This window comes from Streptomyces sp. NPDC031049 (assembly GCF_055571015.1).
Genome location: NZ_JBVIGC010000013.1, coordinates 200,807 through 217,325, shown reverse-complemented (window position 1 = coordinate 217,325; position 16,519 = coordinate 200,807). Strand labels below are relative to the sequence as shown.

13 protein-coding genes are annotated in these 16,519 nt (G+C 70.0%); 2 read left to right on the top strand and 11 right to left on the bottom strand.

Going from position 1 to position 16,519, the window contains the following annotated elements; genetic code table 11:
• Positions 1-278 precede the first annotated feature (278 nt).
• On the top strand, positions 279-896 hold the full coding sequence (locus ACZ45Q_RS22915) for a GNAT family N-acetyltransferase (RefSeq protein WP_468264372.1): 618 nt from the start codon (positions 279-281) through the stop codon (positions 894-896).
• Between the two features lie 95 nt (positions 897-991).
• On the opposite strand, the gene trxA is transcribed toward ACZ45Q_RS22915, so the two are convergent.
• The 7 genes from trxA to ACZ45Q_RS22880 form a co-directional block, all read right to left on the bottom strand.
• Positions 992-1,324: a thioredoxin gene (trxA, locus tag ACZ45Q_RS22910; RefSeq protein WP_468264370.1), complete on the bottom strand. Its 333-nt coding sequence runs from the start codon at positions 1,322-1,324 to the stop codon at positions 992-994.
• Positions 1,325-1,365: 41 nt separating this feature from the next.
• Positions 1,366-2,334 (bottom strand): thioredoxin-disulfide reductase, encoded by a 969-nt coding sequence (gene trxB / locus ACZ45Q_RS22905; protein ID WP_468264369.1) that lies wholly within the window; start codon positions 2,332-2,334, stop codon positions 1,366-1,368.
• A 129-nt stretch (positions 2,335-2,463) separates the two neighbouring features.
• A complete protein-coding gene (locus ACZ45Q_RS22900) occupies positions 2,464-3,360 on the bottom strand; it encodes an anti-sigma factor family protein (protein ID WP_468264435.1) in 897 nt (298 codons plus the stop codon).
• A 17-nt stretch (positions 3,361-3,377) separates the two neighbouring features.
• On the bottom strand, positions 3,378-4,130 hold the full coding sequence (gene sigM, locus ACZ45Q_RS22895; RefSeq protein ID WP_468264368.1) for an RNA polymerase sigma factor SigM: 753 nt from the start codon (positions 4,128-4,130) through the stop codon (positions 3,378-3,380).
• A 31-nt stretch (positions 4,131-4,161) separates the two neighbouring features.
• Positions 4,162-5,883 (bottom strand): protein kinase family protein, encoded by a 1,722-nt coding sequence (locus ACZ45Q_RS22890; protein ID WP_468264366.1) that lies wholly within the window; start codon positions 5,881-5,883, stop codon positions 4,162-4,164.
• A 138-nt stretch (positions 5,884-6,021) separates the two neighbouring features.
• The gene (gene murJ, locus ACZ45Q_RS22885; protein ID WP_468264364.1) at positions 6,022-8,388 is read right to left on the bottom strand and encodes a murein biosynthesis integral membrane protein MurJ; all 2,367 of its coding nucleotides are present in this window, start codon (positions 8,386-8,388) and stop codon (positions 6,022-6,024) included.
• Positions 8,389-8,431: 43 nt separating this feature from the next.
• Positions 8,432-10,822 (bottom strand): DUF6049 family protein, encoded by a 2,391-nt coding sequence (locus ACZ45Q_RS22880; RefSeq protein WP_468264362.1) that lies wholly within the window; start codon positions 10,820-10,822, stop codon positions 8,432-8,434.
• Between the two features lie 226 nt (positions 10,823-11,048).
• On the opposite strand from ACZ45Q_RS22880, the gene ACZ45Q_RS22875 reads away from it, so the two are divergent.
• Positions 11,049-12,518, top strand: a complete 1,470-nt coding sequence (locus ACZ45Q_RS22875; protein WP_468264360.1) for a CCA tRNA nucleotidyltransferase — start codon at positions 11,049-11,051, stop codon at positions 12,516-12,518.
• Positions 12,519-12,636: 118 nt separating this feature from the next.
• On the opposite strand, the gene ACZ45Q_RS22870 is transcribed toward ACZ45Q_RS22875, so the two are convergent.
• The 4 genes from ACZ45Q_RS22870 to ACZ45Q_RS22855 all read right to left on the bottom strand — a co-directional run bounded on the left by ACZ45Q_RS22870 (position 12,637) and on the right by ACZ45Q_RS22855 (position 16,424).
• On the bottom strand, positions 12,637-13,101 hold the full coding sequence (locus tag ACZ45Q_RS22870) for an LppU/SCO3897 family protein (RefSeq protein WP_468264358.1): 465 nt from the start codon (positions 13,099-13,101) through the stop codon (positions 12,637-12,639).
• A 126-nt stretch (positions 13,102-13,227) separates the two neighbouring features.
• On the bottom strand, positions 13,228-14,490 hold the full coding sequence (locus ACZ45Q_RS22865; RefSeq protein WP_468264356.1) for an MFS transporter: 1,263 nt from the start codon (positions 14,488-14,490) through the stop codon (positions 13,228-13,230).
• Positions 14,491-14,619: 129 nt separating this feature from the next.
• Positions 14,620-15,702: an inositol-3-phosphate synthase gene (locus ACZ45Q_RS22860; RefSeq protein WP_468264354.1), complete on the bottom strand. Its 1,083-nt coding sequence runs from the start codon at positions 15,700-15,702 to the stop codon at positions 14,620-14,622.
• A gap of 44 nt (positions 15,703-15,746) precedes the next feature.
• Positions 15,747-16,424 (bottom strand): PadR family transcriptional regulator, encoded by a 678-nt coding sequence (locus ACZ45Q_RS22855; RefSeq protein ID WP_468264352.1) that lies wholly within the window; start codon positions 16,422-16,424, stop codon positions 15,747-15,749.
• Positions 16,425-16,519: the final 95 nt, after the last annotated feature.

The following is a 16,519-nucleotide window of genomic DNA, read 5'->3' as shown; positions in this document are numbered from 1 at the left end:
ACGTGTCCGGTGTGCACCGGACACGTCCCGCTCTTTGCTTTTCGTCGGTATCGGCGGAATCACATCATGGATACGATGCGTTCGGGTATTGCGGATTCACCTGACAGTCCCTCGGAGAGCGAGGCAGGGACCATGCGAACGATGAGCCGCACCGGACTGGTGAGCGCGGGTCTGGGCCTGGGCGCGGTCGGTGGGTTCATCGGCAGTCTGCTCAGGGAACGGAGTGCCTTGACGGCCGCCCGCGACGCAGCGGGCGAAGGAAGCGAGGAACAGCCTTCATGGGGCGTCGGCTCGTACCGCTCACGCTGGACAACCTTCAGGACCTTCCCCAGCGCTGTCGCTCGTGTGTCTTCTGGGAGCTGGACCCCGTCAGCAGCGAAGCCGCGGTGAAGGCCGGTACACCGGCACTGGAGAAGGAAGCCTGGATCTCCGCAGTCCTGCTGGACTGGGGCTCCTGCGGCCGGGTCGTCTATGTCGATGACGTGCCGGTCGGCTTTGTGCTCTACGCCCCTCCCGCCTATGTGCCGCGCTCGACAGCGTTTCCCACCAGTCCCGTCTCACCGGATGCGGTGCAGCTGATGACCGCGTTCATCGTCCCCGGCTACCAGGGGCAGGGACTGGGCCGGGTGATGGTCCAGACGGTCGCCAAGGATCTGCTGCGCCGTGGCTTCAAGGCCATCGAGGCATTCGGGGACGCCCGCTGGAAGGAACCCGCTTGTCTGCTGCCGGCCGATCATCTGCTGGCCGTCGGCTTCAAGACGGTGCGGCCGCATCCGGTACATCCCAGGCTTCGGCTGGAGCTGCGGTCCACGCTCTCCTGGAAGGAAGACGTCGAGCTGGCTCTCGACCGGCTGCTCGGGGCGGTGCAGAAGGAGCCGGCGCTCAGACCGCTGTGAGCGCAACCGGCTGGGCTGAGAACACGGATGGGCCAACCGTCACCGGGTTGGCCCATCCGTGTTTCACGTGAAACATGCGTCCTGGACGCGGTCGCCTACTCGGCGATGAAGTCCTCCAGGTCGCGCACGATCGCGGCCTTCGGCTTGGCGCCGACGATCGTCTTGGCGACCTCGCCCCCCTGGTACACGTTCAGGGTCGGGATGGACATGACGCCGTACTTGGCGGCCGTACCCGGGTTCTCGTCGATGTTCAGCTTGACGATCTCGATCTTGTCGCCGTACTCCTGGGCGATGGCCTCCAGGGACGGTGCGATCTGACGGCAGGGACCGCACCAGGCGGCCCAGAAGTCCACCAGAACGGGCTTGTCGTTCTTGAGGACGTCCTGCTCGAAGGAGTCGTCGGTCACGTTCTTCAGGGTGCCGGCCACGGCGGGCTCCTTATCTGGTTGGTGCGTGGGGCGGATGGGGGTCAGACAGCGGTCTTCTCGGGCTCGGCCTGGTCCTCGTCGGAGAGGGCGGCCAGGTAGCGCTCGGCGTCGAGTGCGGCCGAGCACCCGGTGCCGGCCGCGGTGATCGCCTGGCGGTAGGTGTGGTCCACCACATCACCCGCGCCGAAGACACCGGTCACGTTGGTGCGGGTGGAGGGCGCGGCGACCTTCAGGTAGCCCTCCTCGTCCAGGTCGAGCTGGCCCTTGAAGAGCTCGGTGCGCGGGTCGTGGCCGATCGCGATGAACAGGCCCGTCACCGGGAGGTCCGAGAGTTCGCCGGTCTTGACGTTGCGCAGCTTCAGGCCGGAGAGCTTCTGGTCGCCCTGGATCTCGGCGACCTCGCTGTCCCAGACGAAGGTGATCTTCGGGTCGGCGAAGGCACGCTCCTGCATTGCCTTGGAAGCACGCAGGGTGTCCCGTCGGTGGACGATCGTCACCGACTTGGCGAAGCGGGAGAGGAAGGTGGCCTCCTCCATCGCGGTGTCTCCGCCGCCGATCACAGCGATGTCCTGGTCCTTGAAGAAGAACCCGTCGCAGGTGGCACACCAGGAGACGCCACGCCCGGACAGCGCGTCCTCGTTCGGCAGGCCGAGCTTGCGGTGCTGCGAACCCGTGGCGACGATCACCGCCTTGGCACGGTGGACCGTGCCCGCGGTGTCCGTGACGGTCTTGATCTCACCGGTCAGGTCGGCGGCCACAACGTCGTCCGGGACCAGCTCGGCACCGAAGCGCTCGGACTGGGCGCGCATGTTGTCCATGAGCTCGGGGCCCATGATGCCGTCCTGGAAGCCGGGGAAGTTCTCCACCTCGGTGGTGTTCATCAGCGCGCCACCGGCGGTGACGGCGCCTTCGAACACCAGCGGCTTCAGCGACGCGCGCGCGGTGTAGAGCGCCGCCGTGTAGCCGGCGGGCCCGGAGCCGATGATGATCACGTTACGGACGTCGCTCACGGCTGGATTCCTCGTCTCTGGACTGCGTCTTCAGGACCGGTGGTCGCCCTTCTCAGAGCTCTCACCCCACCCAACGGATCCTAAAGGGCTCGCATTCCCGCGAAGACCAGGCGCTGGTGTCGTCCGGAATCAGGGCCGCGTGTACGAGTGCTTGAGCAGCACCTTCGCCGGTGATGGCGAGGCCTGGTTCACACAGGTCGCCTCGACGATATAGGCGGTGACCCGGCCGGCGTCGGAGGCGTCGGGCAGGACCACGAGCATGGCCTTCTTGCCCTGGTAGACACCCTCCTCGGTGGCGAGCGCCGCGTCGCCACGGCCGATGCCCTTCTGAATACACGAGGGGACGGCGGGCTGGGTGAACACCCGGTTCTCCGGTCCCGTCTCGGACTCCGCTCCGAAGTCCGGCGTCCGGGACCCGCCCCGGGGGTCGTCGTTCTTGGCGAGCAGGGTGGTGACCTGCTCCTTGAGCCGCCCCTCGGAAAAGGTGTCGGAGGGAGCGGACTGGTTGTGCGCCTCGTCGGACGGGGTGCCGTCGTTGACGGACGACACGATCACCGATCCGAGCCCCAGTGCTGCAGCAGCGAAGACGGCGCCCAGAGCGGCGAGCCTGCGGCGGCTGCCGCGCCTGCGCTCCTTGCGGCCCGGCCCGGTGGTTGCCGTGCGGGCACGCCCGGCGGGACGGTCCGCCGCCCCCGATGTTTCACGTGAAACATGCGCATGGTCGTCCTCGGCCGTATGAGAGACGGGACCGCTCCGAGCGGGAGACGTGGACGCTCCTGCTTCTTCTGTGGCGCTGCTCTGCGCTTCGGCGGCGAGGGCGGCATCGATGCGGTCGGCCACGTCATCCGGCATCCGCGCCGGTCCCGGCACGGCGCCCAGCAGTGACTGGATCTCTTCGAGCGAGGCATACACGTCGGCACACAGCTCACAGGCGTCCACGTGCCGGCGAACGTCCGTGGTGCGGGACGGCGGCAGGAGGCCCTCGGCGAGGTCGGAGATCTCCGCGACGTCCGGGTGCCCGGCCATGTCTGTCGTCGACGACGTCACGCTCGTCCACCTCCGCCCTTCACTGTGGCTGAATCGCTCGGCCCGGTGCCCGGCGGGCCCGTCTGGTGCGGCCCCGCTGCGGGTGGGACGGATGCCCCCTGCGTCCGGTTCCGTTCCGCGCCCGGGTGCTGGCCGTCCGCCGGACCGGCGGCCTCATCGGCATGGCCGCTCCGGTCCGGGCGCAGGTGGGTGAGGAGCGGCAGGAGTCTGGCTCTGCCGCGGGCGCAGCGGCTCTTGATCGTGCCGGTCGGCACATCGAGGATGCGGGCGGCCTCGGCGACCGGGTAGCCCTGCATGTCGACGAGGACGAGAGCGGCTCGCTGGTCGGCCGGCAGGGTCCCGAGGGCCTCGACGAGCTGGCGATGGAGGTCGTTGCGCTCGGCCGGGGCGGAGGCCGACTCGTGCGGCTCCAGCAGTTGCTCCAGCCGTTCCGTGTCCTCGACCGGCGCGGTCTTGCGGGAAGCCGCCTTGCGGGCGCGGTCGAGGCAGGCGTTCACCGTGATGCGGTGCAGCCACGTGGTGACGGCCGACTGGCCGCGGAAGGTGTGAGCGGCCCGGTAGGCGGAGACGAGGGCGTCCTGCACCGCGTCAGCGGCCTCCTCGCGGTCCCCGAGCGTCCGAAGGGCCACGGCCCACAGGCGGTCCCGGTGACGGCGGACGATCTCCCCGAAGGCGTCGGGATCTCCCGCCACGTGGCGGGCGAGGAGGTCCTGGTCGTCCACGTTGCCGTATGCGGTGCCGTCGGACATCGGACCCCCTCCCCTGCTGTTCCCCCGGCCGTCAGCCCTTGAAGGTGACGTCGGTGACTGCCTGCTTGTAGCCGGCGCTGCTGTAGCCGTCGGCGGGTGCGTTCGGCACGGCCGTGATCCACAGCAGCACGTACTGCGTCTTCACCGGCTTCGACGCCTTCACGGTGAGAGAGGTGCCGCTGGTGGTGGCGGTTCCGATCTCCTTCATACCGTCGATCCCGGTGGAAGGGGAGAGCGAGTCCGTGGCGTACAGCTTCACCGTGGTGTGATCGCCCGCGTACCGGAGGTCTATCGACGCCGTCGACATCTCCTTGGCGGAGCCGAGGTCGTAGACGATGCCGACGCCCGGCTTGTACGGAGCCAGGGTCGGGCCCTCGTTGTACCGCTTGGTGCGCCAGTACGTGGAGCTGTCACCGTCGTAGGTGTTGGCCACGTCGCCCGGCGCCTGGGCCTCTCCCTTGGCGACGTACTCCTGGGCCGCCTGGACGGCGAGGGGCTTGGCCGGCTTCGGCTTCTGCTCGCCCTTGTCGTTCTCGTCCGTCGTCTGCGTCTGGTTCGGGTCGTCCGCCGTGCCGCCGCGCTCCATGAGGGCGTCGGCGAGCTGCCAGCTGCCGAGCCCCAGGGCGGCGATCAGCAGGGCCGAGACGGCCCACTTCAGTGCCTTGCCCGTACGGCTCTGCAGGGGCGGCGGCGGAGCCGGCACGGGCTGGGTGGCGCCGGGACGAGGACCGGCAGGACGTCCGTAGTTGCCCTGCTGGTACGTCGTGCGCTGGTAGTCGGGGGGTGCGGTGAACGCCGGCTCCGGCGGGCGGATGCGGGGCATCTCGCCGATCACCTTGACCAGCTCTTCCGGCGTGGTGCACGGGGACTCATGGCGCGAGGCGGTGGCACCGTCGTTGGCGAGCGCCCGCATGGCGAGTTCGGACAGGCCGCGGTGGACGCCGGCGCGCACCTGGTCGGGCGGGATCAGACCGATGTCCTTCGGCAGGCCGGACAGCCCGTAGGCGTCGCTCTCGTACGGCCAGCGCTGCGTGAGCGAGGCGTAGAGCAGGGCACCGATGGCCTCGGTGTCGGTCCGCTGCGGGGTGTCGGAACTGATGCCGCGCAGCGCGGCGTTCACGGCGAGCCCGCGGATGCGCCACTGTCCGGTGGACGTGCGCAGCACCGCGTTCGGGTTCAGACGCAGATGGGCGAGGCCCTCGCGGTGGGCGGCGGCCATGGCGGAGGCGATCTGACTGACCATCTGGTACGCCTCGTAGACCTCCAGCGGTCCGGAGGCCAGGAGCGTGGTCAGCTCGGTGGCGTCGGGGAGCCATTCGTGGACGACGTAGACGAGGTCGTTGTCCTCCACGGCGTCCAGCACCTGGACGAAGCGGGGGTCGCCGAGCAGCGCCGAGGACCGGGCCGCGGCCAGCACGGAACGGGCGCGGGCGTGGTCGGCGGGCAGGACGTGGACGCCGACGGCACGGCGGAGCTTCTCGTCCACGGCACGCCAACTGCTGAACCCGTCCAGACGGGTGACGCATTCCTCGAGGCGGTAGCGTCTGGCGAGCTTGTGGCCACTGTGCAGTTCGGGAGGCGAGGTCCTGCCCGCGTCCTCGGTTCCGGCGCTCCCCTGTACCTCGTCGCTGTCCGTGTCCCGCTCCCGGTTGTTGGCCACCCCGTCGGCCGTGGACTGGTCCGCCTGTGCGGTCAGCGACTCCTCGCCGCTGTTGTCTGCCACGTCGACGGCAGCCGTGCTCCGTTCCGCCACCGTCGTTCCTGCCTCCCCATTCAATTGCGCGCCGAACACCCGCTGCGCGCCGTCCGACGCCGAAACCAATTGTGCCCACAGTCCGCCGCTATGCACGACACACGGCGGCGAACGATGGTTGTGCGTCTACCCCACGTCTCAGCGTCCCAGGCGCCCGCGGACCATTCCGACGAGCGAGTTGAGCTCCTCGATGTGCATCCGGCGGGCTGCCACGTAGAAGACGGCGAGCAGCACCGCCCCGCCGCCCACGAGAGCGGCGAGCGAGCCCAGCACGCCCAGTCCGAGCGTGTGGCCGATCCCGTAGCAGACCGCGCCGCTCAGCAGGGCCGCCGGCACGGAGGCGATGGCCAGCCGTGCGTACGTCCGCAGCACCCGCGCGCCGTCCAGGTCCCCGCCGAGCCGCTTGCGCAGCCGGCGCCAGGCGACGCCGACACCGATCGCGTAGGCGAGGCCGTAGGAGGCGGCCATGCCGACGACGGCCCAGCGCGACGGGATCAGCAGGTAACACAGCCCGGAGGCGGTCGCGTTGACCACGGCGACGATGACCGTGTTGTAGAAGGGCGTCCGGGTGTCCTCGTAGGCGTAGAAGGCGCGCAGGACGACGTACTGCACGGAGTACGGGACGAGGCCGAGGCCGAAGGCCATCAGCATGTAGCCCATGTTGGTGGCCGCGCCGGTCCCGGAGGAGCCGAAGATCAGGGTGCACATCGGAACGCCGAGCGCGACGAAGCCGAAGGCGATGGGCACGATGGCGACGGCCGTGGTGCGCAGGCCCTGGGAGATGTCGTCGCGGACCGCGCCGGCGTCGTCCTCGGCCGCCGAGCGCGAGATGCGGGGCAACAGGGCGGCCATCAGGGAGACGGTGATGATGGCCTGTGGCAGGCCCCAGATCAGCTGGGCGTTGGCGTAGGCGCTGAAGCCGGTACCGGCGATGTCCGTGTCCACGACGGAGGCCGTGGCCAGCTGGGTGACGACGAGAGCGCCCGCCTGGTTGGCGAGGACGAAGAGGATCGTCCACTTGGCGAGCATCGCGGCCTTGCCGAGACCGTGGCCCTTCCAGTCGAAGCGCAGCCGCAGCCGGAACCCGGTCTCGCGCAGATACGGGATCATCGCCAGCGCCTGGACGACGAGGCCGAGGAGGATGCCGATGCCCAGCAGGCGCTGCCCCTCCGGCGGGATGTTCGTGACGGTCATCCGGGAGTCCGCGGCGGTCCCGTAGACCCAGATGAACATGCCCAGGGTCACGATGATGACGATGTTGTTCAGGACCGGGGTCCACATCATCGCGCCGAACCGGCCGCGGGCGTTGAGGATCTGCCCCATCACCACGTGGATGCCCATGAAGAAGATCGAGGGCAGGAAGTAGCGGGTGAAGGTGACGGCGACCTCGTTGGCCTGGGGATCGCTGGCGACGGGGTTCGACAGCATCCGGACCAGGAGCGGCGCCCCCAGCATCGCCAGCGCGGTGAGGGCTGCCAGGGCCACCATCACGAGGGTCAGCAGGCGGTTGGCGTACGCCTCGCCGCCGTCCTCGTCGTTCTTCATCGCCCGGACGAGCTGCGGAACGAAGACCGAGTTGAGGCCGCCGCCCACGGTCAGGATGTAGATCATCGTCGGCAGCTGGTAGGCGATCTGGAAGGACTCGCCCAGCAGGGCCAGGCCCAGCGCCGAGACGATCATCGCGGACCGGATGAAGCCCGTCAGCCGGGACACCATCGTGCCCGCCGCCATCACCGCGCTGGACTTCAGCAGTCCCGAGGCACGGCCGCCCTTCTTGGGCGCGGCGGCCGGCGGCGCGGTCGGCGGGGTGGCCTCCGGTTCCTGGGCCGGGGTCTCCGCGGCCGGGGGCGGCGCGGTCGTGTACGGAGCCTGGGCCGGTGCCGCGTACTGGCCCGGGGCCGGCGGCTGGGCGTCGTGCGGGCCGGGTGGCGGTGCATCGCCGTGCGGGCCCGGCGTCGCGCCGTACGGGCCGGGTGCCGGGGAGGGCCCGGGCACCGACGGATGACCGGTCGGGTTGTCGTACGACGGGTGGCCGCCCGCCTGCTGCTGGTCGCGGAAGAGGTGCGCGAACGCGTCCGGCTCGTGGCGCTGCTCGCCCGCCCGGCCGACCAGGTCGTCCACGCCGACGAACTGCGTCGTGCGGGGGTCGTCGCCGTACGGCAGGTACTGCGTGGGGCCCTCCGGCTCCGGCGCCGGGGTCTGCGCCCACACCCTCGGGTCCGGGGCGTACGGCGACCGGGGCGGCTGCCCGTACAGCGGCTGCTGCGGCGGATGGGCGCCCGGGGGCGGCGGCGGGTGCGCGGCGCGGTCGTAGAGCGCCTCGCCGACCGGGTCCTGAGCGGAGAGGTCCTGCCCCCGGTAGGGGTCCTGGTCGTAGGCGTCCTGGAGGTACGCGTCCGCGGGCTGCTCCGGCGCCGGCACCTGGCCGTGCTCGGGCGGCGGGCCCTCGGGGTAGCCCGAGCTGCCCGCGGCCTGGCCGCGGTCACCGTCGTACGGCGCGTTCATGCCTACCCCACCTCATCGTCCCGGGCCGACCGGCCACGACATCTCAACGGTCCACTCTCTCACCCGTGCCGGACGGGTCGGTGTTTTGCGGGGCGGTGTCCGGTGCCGGGTCACTCGGCTGCTCCGGGTCGCCTGCCCGCGGGCGGGTCCCGGACTCCTCCGTGAGACGGTCCTCGGGGCCTTCGGGGTTCTCCTCGGCGTCGACGGGCGGCTCGGTCGCCTCCGGGCCCTGCTGCTCGGCCTCGCGGGCGGCGGCGCGTTTGCGCTGTGTGTACATCCGGAAGCCGGCGAGGACGAGCAGCAGCACACCGCCGCCGATGACCAGCATCACCGTGGCCGTGATCTCGGTGACCTTGACGTCGAAGGTGACGGGGTCGCCGTAGGTGCGACCGTCCGGTGTGTACAGCTGGGCGACCACCGTCGCCCGGCCGTTGGCGTTGGCCGAGGTGGTGAACTTCACCGACCGGCTGTGACCGCCGGAGACGGAGACGCGCTGCTCCTGGTAGGCCGCGCCGCCGATCTTGAGCCGGGTCGGGTTGGTGGAGGTGAGTCGCAGCACGAGGTGGTCGACGCCCTGGACCAGGTTGTTCTGCACGGTCACGGGGATCGTGGCGCTGCGCCCGGAGAGCTTCGTCTCGGACTTGTCGATCAGCCGGACCTGTCGGGCCAGGCCGTCGAGGTAGTCCTTCACACCGGTGCGGTAGGCGGCCGCCTGGTCGGCACGGCCGCGCCAGGACGTGGACATCTCGCGGTTCAGGGCACGGCCGAAGGGGGTCACCACCCGGTCCCGCTCGGACAGGATGACCTTGAACTCGTCGAGCTTGCCCTGAGTCTGCGCGATCTCCTGGAAGGCCTCACGGGGCAGTTCCCGCCGGCGCAGCTCCTTGGGGTAGGAGGAGGCGCCCGGCACCCGGGTGGTGGCGGCGGGGTCCGGCTTGGCCTCGGCGGCCTCCGTGAGGTCCTGCGACTGCGACCAGGTGCCGCGCTGCAGGGTCCGCAGCGCTTCGGCCATCGTCCGGGCCTGGCTGCCGGACGGCATGCGCTGGGGGGCGACGACGATGCTGCGCTGCTTGCCGGTCTGGAGGTCGACCGCCAGGCTCTGGGCGAGGAACCGCTGGACGGCGAGCGTCGAGGCGGAGGCCTTGGACAGGTCGCCCTCGAACGCCGTGGACAGCCTGGAGTCCGCCACGACCGCCGTGGTGCCGCCGCCGATGGGGCGGGCCGCGGACGGCGTGTACGTCAGGTCCCTGCCCTCTTCGATGCTGTCGCTGCGGGCGATCACCTTGTCGGCGCCCGCGGAGGTGGCGACCTTGACGATCGAGGGGTCGACCGCGCCCTCCGCCGGCCAGGCGAAGTCGGTGGAGGGCTTCACGTGGAGGATGGTCTCGACCGTGTCGGCGGCGACGTCCGTGGCGTCCTTGAGCTGGCTCAGCGAACCGGCGACAGCCGTGCCGTTGTGGGCGAGGGAGGCCAGGTCCGGATCGGCGTACGGCAGGGTGACGACCTCGTCGCCCGACACGGCGTCCTGCAAATCGGCGAGCCACTGCTTGGCGACGGCCTGGTGCTTGCCGGGGGTGGTGCCGCCGTCCTCGGTGCGGACCTCGTAGCTCTCGGCCATGGCGTCGACGGAGTGCAGCAGATCCGGGTCGATCACCCAGGTGATGTCGAGGTCCTTGCCGAGCGCCACCATCTGGTTCAGACGGCCCCCGGGGGAGATCTCCTCGGCCAGGTCGTCGTTGAGGAAGACCGGTGTCTGGCGTTCGTTCGAGCCCGTCTCGGCCGCCATGTGGGTGGTCGAGATCAGCGGCCACAGGACGGTGGTCCTGGTCTTGGTGTCCGCGTCGTCGGGCCGCCACGGCAGGAAGGTCCGCTCGACGCCGAGCACCTGCTCCCACGGCTGTGCGGAGGTCTCGCCGGACAGGGTCACGGCGAACTGGTAGACGCCGTCCTCCCCGAGGTCGAGCTCGTCGACGGGGACGGAGATGTTGAAGTGTTCGGCGACGCCGGGGTTGAGTGTGGAGAACTTCGCGTCGTACTTGTCGTCGATCTCGGCACCGAGGGTGCCTGAGAGGTCGTCGCTGTTGCGGGCCACCCGGTCGATGGCCGAGCGGGTGGCGAGGGACGGGCCGAGGCGCAGGCCCACATGGGCGTCCGTGACCGCCTGCTTGCCCGTGTTCGTCACCGTGCCCGACACGGTCACCGTGTCGCCCTCCGTGGGGGCGGAGGGGGTGAGGGAGTCGACGGCCACGGCCACCGGGCCCGAGTCGGCGTCGGCCTGGAGGCCGGACGGGGTGTCGGCGTGGGCCGATCCGGCGGGGGGCAACTGCACCAGGCCGGCCAGCAGGGGCGCACCGGCGAGCAGCGCCGCGGTGCGCCGTACTCGGCGGCGGGCAGGTGAGGGAGTGGTCCCCTGGAAGTCTGCCGCGTCGGCCACGCGCTCGCCCGTCCCTCGTCGTCGTCAGTGGTCGTCGGAATGTGCGTCCACGCATGGTAACGATGCGCGCTGAGAGGAAGTGCCGCGGAGTGTTCCACAAGATCGAGGACGGCGGACCGGGTGTCCTCTATATGCCTCTATAGAGAGGGAGGCGGCCCTGTGTGTGGTTTCGGCCTCAGAAAAGGCGAGCGCTGGGACACGCTCGGGGCACGTACCCTTTCCTGTTGTGCCGAACGCCAACGAAGTCAGCCCCAGTGCCCTGAGTCAGGCGCAGCAGCGCGCGGTGAGCGAACTGCTGCGGGTCGCCCCTGTCGCCGACGACCTCGCCCGCCGCTTTCACGAGGCAGGATTCTCCCTCGCCCTGGTCGGCGGCTCGGTGCGGGACGCGCTGCTCGGCCGGCTCGGCAACGACCTGGACTTCACGACCGATGCCCGGCCACAGGACGTCCTGAAGATCATGCGGCCCTGGGCGGACGCCGTCTGGGAGGTCGGGATCGCCTTCGGCACCGTCGGAGCGCAGAAGAAGGTCCGGGTGGCAGACGCCGACCGGAGTTTTCAGATCGAGGTGACCACCTACCGGTCGGAGGCGTACGACCGGACCTCGCGCAAGCCGGAAGTGTCGTACGGGGACTCGATCGAGGAGGATCTCGTCCGCCGGGACTTCACCGTGAACGCGATGGCCGTCGCCCTGCCGGAGAAGGAGTTCATCGACCCCCACGGCGGGCTCGGCGACCTCGCGGCCCGGGTGCTGCGGACGCCGGGCACTCCGGAGGAGTCCTTCTCGGACGACCCGCTGCGGATGATGCGGGCCGCGCGCTTCGCCGCGCAGCTCGACTTCGACCTGGCTCCCGAGGTCGTCGCGGCGATGACGGAGATGGCCGGGCGGATCGACATCGTCTCCGCCGAGCGCGTGCGGGACGAGCTGAACAAGCTGATCCTCTCCGCGTACCCGCGCAAGGGGCTGACCCTGCTCGTGGACACCGGTCTGGCCGCGCACGTCCTGCCGGAGCTGCCCGCCCTGCGCCTGGAGAGCGACGAGCACCACCGGCACAAGGACGTCTACGAGCACACGCTGATCGTCCTGGAGCAGGCCATGGCGCTGGAGGACGAGGGCCCCGATCTCACCCTCCGTCTGGCCGCGCTGCTGCACGACATCGGCAAGCCGCGCACCCGTCGGTTCGAGAAGGACGGCCGTGTCTCGTTCCACCACCATGAGGTGGTCGGCGCGAAGATGACCAAGAAGCGCATGACCGCGCTGAAGTACTCCAACGAACTGGTGAAGGACGTCTCGCGCCTGGTCGAGCTGCACCTCCGGTTCCATGGGTACGGCACCGGTGAGTGGACGGACTCCGCGGTCCGCCGCTACGTCCGGGACGCCGGCCCGCTGCTCGACCGGCTCCACAAGCTGACCCGCTCGGACTGCACCACCCGGAACAAGCGCAAGGCCGCTGCCCTGTCTCGCGCCTACGACGGGCTGGAGGAGCGCATCGCGAAGCTCCAGGAGCAGGAGGAGCTGGACGCGATCCGCCCCGACCTCGACGGCAACCAGATCATGGAGATCCTCGGAGTGCCTCCGGGGCCGGTGATCGGCAAGGCCTACAAGCACATGCTGGAGCTGCGGCTGGAGAACGGGCCGATGGCGCATGACGAGGCCGTGGCCGCTCTCAAGGAGTGGTGGGCCGCACAGCAGGGCTGACTGCGCCGGGCGATGTTTCACGTGAAACATCGCCGATGAACTTGCCCGAGGGGCTGTGTTTCACGTGAAACACAGCCCCTCGGGCAGAGAGAAGGCGTGGGCGTTATGCCACTTCCGGTTACGCCACTTCCTTCAGGCACAGCACCACGTTGTGACCCTGGCCCGTCTGGTAGTAGGAGATCGTCGCCTCCTTGACGGCCTCACACTTGCTGTCGTCGCTGGTGTCGTCGAACTTCTCGACCACCTTGAACTCGGCCTCGCTGGAGGAGCAGTCCACCGTCTTGAGGTCGGGCTTGAACTGCGTGCCCTCGTTGTGCATACAGCTGCCCACCGCGGTGGTCTCGGCGTCGGTCTTGCCCAGCTGCCACTTCACGACGCCGATGACGGCGGCGATCACGACCAGGGTGAGGACGCTGATCAGCTTCTTCTTCACACGGCTGGAGCGCGTGGGCGGCGGCACGGGAGCGCCCGGCGGGGGGAAGCCCTGCTGGCCCTGGGCGTAGGGGTTCATCCCCTGAGCCGGCTGCGGAGCCGGCGGCTGGCTCTGCGCGAACGGGTTGCCCTGGGGCGGCGGAGTGGTCACGTGGGAGTCCCCCTCGAGAAGCGTTGATGCATGACGCGAACATGTCGCGCCTAAGACGCACGTAAGCTATCGGTCCCCACTGACAACCCTCTAATCGCACGGGACTCTGTGGCACTGATGTAACACTTACTGCCGGGCAAATCTGCCCATAGCCACAGCAACCGCTGCGTAGACCGCCGTGACCGTGACGACGAGCGGCACGGATCGGCCGTCCGGCGGCAGCATCAGGGCGGCGACACCGGCCGCACCGACGAAGGCGACGTTGAAGAGCACGTCGTAGACCGAGAAGATCCGGCCACGGTAGGAGTCCTCGACGGAGGACTGCACGATGGTGTCGGTCGCGATTTTCGAGCCCTGGGTGGTCAGGCCGAGGAGGAAGGCCGCGGCGAGCATGGGAACGGTGGCGAAGGGCAGCCCGAGCGCGGGTACGAGCACTGCGGCGAGCGCGGCGCACACGGCCATCCACCGGCGTGGCCCGAGCCGGCCCGCCGCCCACGGAGTGACGACCGCCGCCGCGAAGAAGCCGGCGCCCGAGAAACCCAGCGCGAGCCCCAGCAGGGCGAGCCCTTCGTCGGTGTCCGAGGTGAGGGCGTACCGGCACAGCATCAGCACCATGACCAGCAGCGCGCCGTAGCAGAACCGCAGCAGTGCCATCCCGGCGAGCGCCCACGCCGCCTCCCGGCGCTCCGGCGCGGCCAGGTGGCGCAGGCCCGCCACCAGATCCCGGGCGTTGCCGGCGACGGCCTTGACCAGCCGGGGGCGTACCAGTGCCTGGTCGGGGCCGAGCAGCCCCACGGCCAGGCGCAGGGAGGCCAGCGCCCCGCACAGGTACAGCACGGCTCCCAGCAGCACCACCGCAGCGTCGGAATCGGCCACCACCAGGCGGACGACGAAGGCGAGACCACCGCCGGCGGTGGCGGCCAGGGTTCCGGCCGTGGGAGAGAGCGAGTTGGCGATCACCAGCCGCTCGGCGTCGACCACACGCGGCAGCGCGGCGGACAGGCCGGCCAGGACGAAGCGGTTGACGGCGGTGACGCAGAGCGCGGAGACGTAGAACAGCCAGTCCGGGACGGAGGCGATCATCAGGACGGCCGTCACCGAGGCCATCAGCGCGCGCAGCAGGTTGCCGTAGAGGAAGACCTGCCGGCGGCGCCAGCGATCCAGCAGGACGCCGGCGAAGGGGCCGACGAGGGAGTACGGGAGCAGCAGCACCGCCATGGCGGCGGCGATCGCGGCGGGCGAGGTCTCCTCCTGGGGCGCGAAGACCACGTAGGTGGCGAGTCCGATCTGGTAGACGCCGTCGGCTCCCTGGGAGAGCAGACGCACGGCGAGCAGACGGCGGAAGCCCCGCACGCGCAGCAGCACGCGCAGATCACGGACGACGGCCATGGGCACAGCCTCACATACGAGCGGGGTCCCCCGGGCACGACGCCCGGGGGACCCCAACCGCTGGTGCGGGAGAGCGGGTCGGCCGCTCGTGCGGCAGAGCGGCTCAGCCCGCTGGTGTTGCAGAGCGGGTCAGCGCTCGACCTCGCCCGCGATGAACTTCTCGACGTTGGCGCGGGCCTCGTCGTCGAAGTACTGGACCGGCGGGGACTTCATGAAGTAGCTCGACGCCGACAGGATCGGGCCGCCGATACCGCGGTCCTTGGCGATCTTCGCGGCGCGCAGGGCGTCGATGATGACACCCGCGGAGTTCGGGGAGTCCCAGACCTCGAGCTTGTACTCCAGGTTCAGCGGGACGTCACCGAAGGCGCGGCCCTCGAGGCGGACGTAGGCCCACTTGCGGTCGTCGAGCCAGGCGACGTAGTCGGACGGGCCGATGTGGACGTTCTTCTCGCCCATGTCCCGGTCGGGGATCTGGGAGGTGACGGCCTGCGTCTTGGAGATCTTCTTGGACTCGAGGCGGTCCCGCTCGAGCATGTTCTTGAAGTCCATGTTGCCGCCGACGTTCAGCTGCATCGTGCGGTCCAGGATCACGCCCCGGTCCTCGAACAGCTTCGCCATGACCCGGTGCGTGATGGTGGCACCGACCTGCGACTTGATGTCGTCACCGACGATGGGCACGCCCGCCTCGGTGAACTTGTCCGCCCACTCCTTGGTGCCGGCGATGAAGACCGGCAGGGCGTTGACGAAGGCGACCTTGGCGTCGATGGCGCACTGGGCGTAGAACTTCGCCGCGTCCTCGGAGCCGACCGGCAGGTAGCAGACCAGGACGTCGACCTGCTTGTCCTTGAGGACCTGGACGACGTCGACCGGCTCCTCGGCGGACTCCTCGATCGTCTCGCGGTAGTACCGGCCGAGGCCGTCGAGGGTGTGGCCGCGCTGGACCGTCACCCCGGTCCGCGGGACGTCGCAGATCTTGATGGTGTTGTTCTCGGAGGCGCCGATGGCGTCCGCGAGGTCCAGGCCGACCTTCTTGGCGTCCACGTCGAACGCGGCGACGAACTCGACGTCGCCGACGTGGTAGTCGCCGAACTGGACGTGCATCAGGCCCGGGACCTTCGACGCCGGGTCGGCGTCCTTGTAGTACTCGACGCCCTGCACCAGCGATGCGGCGCAGTTGCCCACACCGACGATGGCTACGCGAACCGAACCCATTCCGGTTGCTCCCTGTGTGTACGAGTGAGGCCCTGGCCGGGCGCTCACGTGGCGGTGTCGTCGGGCGTATCCGGCCGGGAGTCGCCTCCGGGCCGGGGCAGGCCGCCCGTCGCTCCATGTGTCGTGTCCTGGTGAGCGGTCCCCTCGGAGGCGGAACCCTTCAGGTCCCGCCCCGCCCGCTCGCTCTCGATGAGCTCGTTCAGCCAGCGCACTTCGCGCTCCACGGACTCCATACCGTGGCGCTGGAGCTCAAGCGTGTAGTCGTCGAGGCGCTCCCGGGTGCGGGCCAGCGAGGCCCGCATCTTCTCCAGGCGCTCCTCCAGCCGGCTGCGGCGGCCTTCGAGCACCCGCATCCGTACGTCGCGCGAGGTCTGTCCGAAGAACGCGAACCGGGCGGCGAAGGTCTCGTCCTCGTACGCGTCGGGCCCCGTCTGCGACAGGAGCTGCTCGAAGTGCTCCTTACCTTCCGCCGTCAACCGGTAGACGATCTTGGCGCGGCGCCCCGCGAGCGGAGCGGCGGCCTCGGCGGTGTTCCCCGGCTCCTCGATCAACCAGCCATTGGCGACCAGCGTCTTGAGGCAGGGGTAAAGCGTCCCGTAGCTGAACGCCCGGAACACACCCAGTGATGTGTTGAGTCGTTTGCGCAGCTCATAGCCGTGCATCGGGGATTCGCGGAGCAGGCCGAGGACAGCGAACTCGAGGATCCCGGAACGCCGGCTCATCGTCGCCTCCTTCCTGCCGCGTCCCGTGGCGGCGGGGCCGTGACGGGCTCGTCCTGGTCTTTATGCCGAGCTGATGTATCGACTCGATACATCAC

What these genes read in the sequence shown, in the direction of transcription:
- ACZ45Q_RS22915 (WP_468264372.1), top strand. Translation starts at nt 279, where the DNA reads ATGGGGCGTCGGCTCGTACCGCTCACGCTGGACAACCTTCAGGACCTT.
- ACZ45Q_RS22900 (WP_468264435.1), bottom strand. Translation starts at nt 3,360, where the DNA reads ATGGCCGGGCACCCGGACGTCGCGGAGATCTCCGACCTCGCCGAGGGC.
- sigM (WP_468264368.1), bottom strand. Translation starts at nt 4,130, where the DNA reads ATGTCCGACGGCACCGCATACGGCAACGTGGACGACCAGGACCTCCTC.
- murJ (WP_468264364.1), bottom strand. Translation starts at nt 8,388, where the DNA reads ATGAACGCGCCGTACGACGGTGACCGCGGCCAGGCCGCGGGCAGCTCG.
- ACZ45Q_RS22865 (WP_468264356.1), bottom strand. Translation starts at nt 14,490, where the DNA reads ATGGCCGTCGTCCGTGATCTGCGCGTGCTGCTGCGCGTGCGGGGCTTC.
- ACZ45Q_RS22860 (WP_468264354.1), bottom strand. Translation starts at nt 15,702, where the DNA reads ATGGGTTCGGTTCGCGTAGCCATCGTCGGTGTGGGCAACTGCGCCGCA.
- ACZ45Q_RS22855 (WP_468264352.1), bottom strand. Translation starts at nt 16,424, where the DNA reads ATGAGCCGGCGTTCCGGGATCCTCGAGTTCGCTGTCCTCGGCCTGCTC.